This is a genomic window from Scytonema millei VB511283, from assembly GCF_000817735.3.
Lineage (GTDB): Bacteria > Cyanobacteriota > Cyanobacteriia > Cyanobacteriales > Chroococcidiopsidaceae > Chroococcidiopsis > Chroococcidiopsis millei_B.
Genome location: NZ_JTJC03000005.1, coordinates 399,074 through 405,251, shown reverse-complemented (window position 1 = coordinate 405,251; position 6,178 = coordinate 399,074). Strand labels below are relative to the sequence as shown.

General features: G+C 44.8%; 7 protein-coding genes. 5 read left to right on the top strand and 2 right to left on the bottom strand.

Annotated elements, in window-relative coordinates; all coding sequences use genetic code 11:
• The first annotated feature begins 204 nt into the window (after positions 1 to 204).
• The 4 genes from QH73_RS19460 (at position 205) to QH73_RS19445 (ending at position 3,242) form a co-directional block, all read left to right on the top strand.
• Positions 205 to 636: a DUF6335 family protein gene (locus QH73_RS19460; protein WP_132867388.1), complete on the top strand. Its 432-nt coding sequence runs from the start codon at positions 205 to 207 to the stop codon at positions 634 to 636.
• Between the two features lie 28 nt (positions 637 to 664).
• Positions 665 to 1,474 carry a PD-(D/E)XK nuclease family protein gene (locus tag QH73_RS19455; RefSeq protein ID WP_201278242.1) on the top strand — a complete coding sequence of 270 codons (810 nt, stop codon included), beginning with the start codon at positions 665 to 667 and terminating at the stop codon, positions 1,472 to 1,474.
• Positions 1,475 to 1,570: 96 nt separating this feature from the next.
• The gene (locus tag QH73_RS28365; protein WP_236147085.1) at positions 1,571 to 1,684 is read left to right on the top strand and encodes an MGMT family protein; all 114 of its coding nucleotides are present in this window, start codon (positions 1,571 to 1,573) and stop codon (positions 1,682 to 1,684) included.
• 184 nt (positions 1,685 to 1,868) lie between these two features.
• On the top strand, positions 1,869 to 3,242 hold the full coding sequence (locus tag QH73_RS19445) for a glutamine synthetase family protein (RefSeq protein WP_236147084.1): 1,374 nt from the start codon (positions 1,869 to 1,871) through the stop codon (positions 3,240 to 3,242).
• 127 nt (positions 3,243 to 3,369) lie between these two features.
• On the opposite strand, the gene QH73_RS19440 is transcribed toward QH73_RS19445, so the two are convergent.
• Positions 3,370 to 4,053: a hypothetical protein gene (locus QH73_RS19440; RefSeq protein WP_052290082.1), complete on the bottom strand. Its 684-nt coding sequence runs from the start codon at positions 4,051 to 4,053 to the stop codon at positions 3,370 to 3,372.
• 266 nt (positions 4,054 to 4,319) lie between these two features.
• Here QH73_RS19440 and QH73_RS19435 point away from each other — a divergent pair, with 266 nt between their 5' ends.
• On the top strand, positions 4,320 to 4,829 hold the full coding sequence (locus QH73_RS19435) for an allophycocyanin subunit beta (RefSeq protein ID WP_039715828.1): 510 nt from the start codon (positions 4,320 to 4,322) through the stop codon (positions 4,827 to 4,829).
• Between the two features lie 24 nt (positions 4,830 to 4,853).
• On the opposite strand, the gene QH73_RS19430 is transcribed toward QH73_RS19435, so the two are convergent.
• The gene (locus QH73_RS19430; protein ID WP_039715829.1) at positions 4,854 to 6,092 is read right to left on the bottom strand and encodes a DUF445 domain-containing protein; all 1,239 of its coding nucleotides are present in this window, start codon (positions 6,090 to 6,092) and stop codon (positions 4,854 to 4,856) included.
• Positions 6,093 to 6,178: the final 86 nt, after the last annotated feature.

The window sequence follows — 6,178 nt, the reverse complement described above, 5'->3', positions numbered from 1 at the left end:
TTTACTCATGTCGCTCTCTCGGTGCTGTGTACTAGTTATTCGCAGCTTACACCGAGTGAGCTTTTTTACTACCCAACCCACTTTTCAAACACCCTCTAACGCTAAGTATTACAAATTACTTAGAGCTGACATAGTTAGGGTTAGAATTGTAGGTATCAATAGACAGAGAACCATCTCTTATCTAGGCTGCAAGGAGCGAGTCTTATGGCAGGTGCAAATCCTTCTGATGCAGTCAACCCTTCATCAAAGCCATCAGTTGAAAATGAAGAGTTGTTATTAGCAGATCTCATTGGTACGGACAATATCGATATCGTTTTTGAGGAATTGAGCGATCGCGACGCTGAAATCGGCACTATTCTCAAGCGATTGAAAAATCCATCGATCTATGCTGAAGATGTGACGGGCGGCGATCTTGACGATGATTGGTATCAAGCAGAGGTTGTCGGCGAAGAAGCAGTTGGGGGAGACAATCCCACCCCCGATCAAAGCGTGACTGAGAATCTGTTGCATTCAATGGGGATTACCTCAATAGACGGACAACCAGTAGAAACCTGGAAAAATTTGCAGCGACGCGATCTCGAACGCTGGGAACTCAACCCTGAATCGTCAGAAGATTATCGGGAACACGGAGAATAATTTGAATCGAATCGCCAGCGATCGCACTATGATGCGTCTATCTCAAGGACAACTCAACTTGCTAGAACGTTGCCCGCGTCAATTTCAACATACCTATTTAGATCTATTCGGTTCGCCTACGACATCGGAGCAACAAGAAAGACAAGCTTGGGGAAGTCGGTTTCACTTGCTGATGCAACAGCGAGAATTGGGCTTACCAATTGAATCTTTAGTGCAGGAAGACATACAGTTACAACACTGGATAAATGCCTTTGCGACTGCTGCACCAGAAATTTTAAATCTAGATGCAAATCGTCAGCTTTTTCGCGAAAGCGAACATTATCGCACGCTGCAAGTGCAAGATTATTTATTATCGGTTATTTACGACTTATTAATCGCAGACGATCGCCAAGCCCAAATTTTCGACTGGAAGACAAACCCCAAATTACCAAAAAAAGCTCAGCTCGAAAAGAATTGGCAGACAAGACTATATTTATATGTCTTAGCCGAAACCAGCGATTACTTGCCAGAACAGATTTCGATGACTTATTGGTATGTCCCATCTTCTCTAGAAGTAGCGCCGCCAAAATCGTTACAACAAATTAAATTTACTTACAGTCAAGCTAAACACGAAAAAACAGCTAAAGAATTACAGCAGTTATTACATAGATTTACCTATTGGTTGAAATGCTACGAACTAGGCGAACCATTTCCGCAAATCCCAGAAGGAAATAAAAACTGCGAATATTGTCAATTTGCCACTCGTTGCCAGCGCGATCGCGATCGGGACGATTCAGCAACTAGCAGTCAAAATTGGTTGCCCAATTTAGCCGAGATTCCAGAAGTTTCTCTTGGTTGAGATTTAACGCCATTTATTACAACTAGCCAATGCACGAATACGTCAAAGGTAGAATCTTTAACAAATTATCTCAGTGGTCGTTCGCTCCTCCCCGATTTGCCTTATGATGTCAAAGCTACTGCATTTCAACTGCAAGTTTGGCAGGCGCTACAAACCATTCCCATTGGTACGACCGTAACATACAGCGATGTTACCCGCAGTATCGGGTAGCCAACTGCCATCTGCGCCGTTGTCCGTGCCTGTGCGACTAACCCAATTGCCCTCCTAAACTACCTGTCATTCGGGTAGTTCCTACAGGTAGTTTAGGAGGCGATCGCTGGGGAATTACCTGCAAGCAAGCACTACTGGAGTTAGGGCAAAGGTATTCAAAGCAACAGTATACGGAACCTCAAAAATGAATTTCCACGGCAATGCAGGAAGCGCCATGATGCAAGACACGATTTATAAAACCTTACAGGCAAGTAGGGTGCAATTTATTCGCATTCTCTGGTGCGACAATGCCAATATCATTCGTGGCAAAGCAATACACATCGGCGCGTTATCTCAGCTAGTGGATTATGGAGTCGGCATTAGTGCGGCACAGCAAGCAATTCCCGTGATGCACGACGCGGTAGTGGCAGAAACGGGGTTGAGTCCTGTAGGTGAAATTCGCCTCATCCCAGATTGGAATACCTTGAGCGTACTGCCTTATTCTACAGGTCACGCTCGCGCCATCGGCGATATGATGCAAAATGGCAGTCCTTGGGCTTACTGTCCGCGAGACTTTTTGAAACGAGCGATCGCCACGGCGCAAGCAGCAGGGATAGAGGTGATGGCAGCGTTTGAAAATGAATTTTATCTACTCTATCCATCTGAGAATGGATTGGGAGTAGAACCAGGCGATCGCACGGTCTTTGCTTCTACTTTCGCGATGGATGCTAATTTAGCAGTTATAAACGAAATTTCTGAAGCCCTCCTTGCCCAAAATATCCCTGTAGAACAGTACCATCCCGAATCTGGTGGCGGACAACATGAAATTTCGGTGCATTATACCCGCGCTTTGTCAGCAGCAGATTACCAAATTGCTTTTCGGGAAACCGTGCGTGCAGTAGCATTGCGCCACAAACTCAAAGCCTCGTTTCTACCAAAAATCTTTGCCGAACAAGCGGGTAGTGGTTGTCACCTGCACCTGAGTCTCTGGCAAGATGGTAAAAATCTTATTTCCGAGACTGGGAACGTGCCTGGAATCTCAAAAATTGCCCGTGCTTTTATTGCTGGCATTTTGGAGCATTTACCCGCCTTGATGGCACTGACTACCCCTAGTATCAACTCCTATCGTCGCATTCGCCCTCACTCCTGGAGTGGGGCTTTTCGCGCTTGGGGATACGACAACCGCGAAGCCGCGATCCGAGTCCCTAGCAATCCCGCAAGTCCCAGTCCGACGCAGATTGAAATCAAAACTGTTGATGCTTCTGCCAATCCCTACATCGCTCTAGGCGCAGTCATCACCGCTGGATTGGACGGTGTGCGTCGTCAACTCGAACCAAAAGAGGCGATCGCAGTTGACCCAGGATCTCTACCCCAATCGGAACGAGAAGCGAAGGGAATTGATGCTCTACCAACAAATTTAGGTGAGGCGATCGCGCATCTCCAAACCGATAAAGTTCTCCTCAATGCTTTAGGTAAAGAACTCGCTCAAGCATACATTGCCGTCCGTCTAGCTGAGTGGGAAGCCATGAAAGATTGGACGTTAAAAGAAGAAGTAAAGTTGTTATTGGAAAGATATTAAGTTATTTGTAGGGGCGGGTTTAGCCAGGAAATCTCGTAGTGACGACGTTTTTTTTGCCAAACCCGCCCGTGCGATGGATTTGTAGGGGCGGGTTTATGTAAAAGTAGGGTGGGCAATGCCCACTTTACTAACTTTGAAATATGCTTTTATCAATATTTGAAAAGACTTCGTGCTGAAAATTTTTGGGAATATCTTCTGTAGCAATTTGAGTCGAGCTAAGAATTGATAGAGCTTCTTGCATCAACTCGTTCTGCTCTTGATTAAGCAGGGCTAACTTAGTAGAAATTTCTAATAGCCGCTGGTGTTGCTCGGTATAATTTGTTTGCACGTCTGATGTCGATATGACGCGCATTTGATGCATGTTTCTTCGAGTAGGTTTTAAGGTAAATCGAGCGAATAATTTATGCAGCGATCGCCAACTAGCTCGAATTAAAAAATAGCCCAACTTTAATGGTACTTGTAAAACTGACAAACAGAACCTTTCAAACAAGCGTCCGATAGATTTAATGAAACTCCAAGCGATCGCGAGGAGAAATAACAGTATAATTACACTTATGATGGGGCGATCTATTGCCCAATTCAAAACTTGTAGCGATCGCTCTACGGTTGGATGCGCTTCTAACCAACTCTGAAATAATGTCGCCTGCGTGGAGGCAATCGGTGCGATCGCCTTATCTGCTAGACTGCCAGCAGCATCTTGAGTTGTAGTAGTTATCCGCGCGATCGTATGGCTAAAAGTATCGCCAGCCGTAGCTACCCAATCTTTTGTCCGCTCCAGAATTGAAGTGCCATTTTCTGCTTGAGATCTCATGCTCAACAATCTCCTGCGATCGTGCTACCTCAAGCCTATCTCTGCCAACTCGTTTTGAGCATCTGGCATAAATTTGTAGAGCTACTATGCAACTGCGCGATAGATGATACCAATAATCTCATTATAGTTAGAGCAAAATAGCTAGATCGGATCGTTATGGTAGACTCAATCCTAAGACCCTATTTGTAGAACGATACATAACTCTTTTAGCTTCAGGTTTCCGGCGGAATAGTTGTTTTAATATAAACGTTTCGGAGAGGAATCTAATGCAAGATAAATTAACAAGCGTAGCCAAGAATTGCGATCTAACAGGCAGTTCTTTAAATCGTGAGGTTGTTGAAACTCTGAAAACGTTTCTGGCTGATGGTGAGAAACGGGTACAAGTAGCAGGCGTTATTGGTTCCAATGCAGCTGAGATTGTCAAAACAGCAGTCAGTTTATTATTCCAAGAATACCCAGAGCTAGTTAGTCCAGGTGGCAATGCCTATACAACACGCCGCTACAATATGTACGTGCGAGATATGAACTACTTCTTGCGATATTGTAGCTATGCGATCGTGGCGGGAGATGCTAGCGTCTTAGACGAACGGTTGCTGGCTGGTTTGCGAGATACTTTCAACTCTCTAGGAATTCCTTTAGGTCCCACTGCTCGAAGCATCCAGCTGATGAAAAATATAGTCAAAGAAAAGTTAGTGACGGCTGGAATGATCAACGCTACGTTTGTCGATGAACCATTCGATTACGTCGTGCGTGAGATTAGCGAAACGGAGATTTAGCAAAGTGTGGTGGGCATTGCCCACCTAATGAATTTGTTGGAAAAATAACAATCCGGCTTGAAATAGTCCCACGACAAAACCGAGAACACCACCTAAGTTAACAATTGCCTGTAACTCATTTTTGACAATTCCTTCGATCGCAGCTTCTAAATCGGCGGGAGAGGTAGATTTGACGCGATCGATAATAACCTGGTCGATCGATAAAATTGGAATTGCCTGTGCCACCAAATTTTCTAAATCTTGCTCTAAATAACGCTCCAAAATTAAAGATAACTCTTGACCGATCGCAGTTAGAGAAGAACTGAAAGCAGGAGAGTTACGCAAACGATTGAGCAGCACGCTAGCGGTATTTTCCCAATCAATCGAATCGCTAAATCCTTGAATAAACTCTGGACCGTGAATTTGAGAATAGCCGATCGCGGTTTCCCGAATTGTATTGCGTAATTGCTTTACTGTAGAAACAGGTAAATTTTGCAACGATAAACTTTTCAACCAAACTTTAAGGCGTTCGCGCACTTGAAGCTCTTGAATTAACTCCTTAATCCGCGCATTCGTAACTTCTCTTTCGTCCAAACAAAACGTTCGCAGGCGCGCCAAAGTGTTACGCAAACCAAATAAGTTAGCAACTACCCAATACGTACCGCTCGTTTTTTCACGAAAACTCTCATCAATAATTTGAATCGTGCGATCGGTTAACAGATCGATGACTAACTGCCGAATTGCGTCTGGTGGAAGAACGACTTGCAGCAACCAATCAGCTAACCTCCCCGCTTGCTCGTTGCTGAGTTGAAACTCAAGTAACACTTGGTCGAAAATTTGATTGAGTTGAGTGCCTAAAAACTCTTCTCGTCGCAACAACACCTTAAACAAACGCGGTAAAGATTCCCCAACCAAATCGCGTAAAATTCCCGCCAGAATTTTGGTTGCTCTTTGATCTCTATCAGTACGAACCTGTTCGATCGCCAATCTTAACAGCCATTCTATCCCTCCTCGCACTCGCTCCGGTTGCAGCAATCGCCGCGTCAACTTCTGCAATTCCTCTGGTGTCAGTAGAGAACCCATGATCGTGTCCGAAACCCGCTTTGCCAAGCGTTCTTGGTTGCGAGGAATTAAACCAGGGGTAAAAGGTAATTGTCTTCCGGCAAAATAACGCGCTCGATAGGGACGGAATAGCATTTTAATGGCTAAATCGTTCGTGAAATAGCCAATAATTGCTCCCGCGATCGGCGGACTAACATAAACCCAAAAATGAGACCAATCCATACAACTAGGAGTGAGGAGTGAGGGGTGAGGGATGAGTGAGTGGCGAGTAGTATATGGTGCGGTGCATGTTTTTATGTTTTGACTTC

What these genes read in the sequence shown, in the direction of transcription:
- QH73_RS19460 (WP_132867388.1), top strand. Translation starts at nt 205, where the DNA reads ATGGCAGGTGCAAATCCTTCTGATGCAGTCAACCCTTCATCAAAGCCA.
- QH73_RS19455 (WP_201278242.1), top strand. Translation starts at nt 665, where the DNA reads ATGATGCGTCTATCTCAAGGACAACTCAACTTGCTAGAACGTTGCCCG.
- QH73_RS19445 (WP_236147084.1), top strand. Translation starts at nt 1,869, where the DNA reads ATGAATTTCCACGGCAATGCAGGAAGCGCCATGATGCAAGACACGATT.
- QH73_RS19440 (WP_052290082.1), bottom strand. Translation starts at nt 4,053, where the DNA reads ATGAGATCTCAAGCAGAAAATGGCACTTCAATTCTGGAGCGGACAAAA.
- QH73_RS19435 (WP_039715828.1), top strand. Translation starts at nt 4,320, where the DNA reads ATGCAAGATAAATTAACAAGCGTAGCCAAGAATTGCGATCTAACAGGC.
- QH73_RS19430 (WP_039715829.1), bottom strand. Translation starts at nt 6,092, where the DNA reads ATGGATTGGTCTCATTTTTGGGTTTATGTTAGTCCGCCGATCGCGGGA.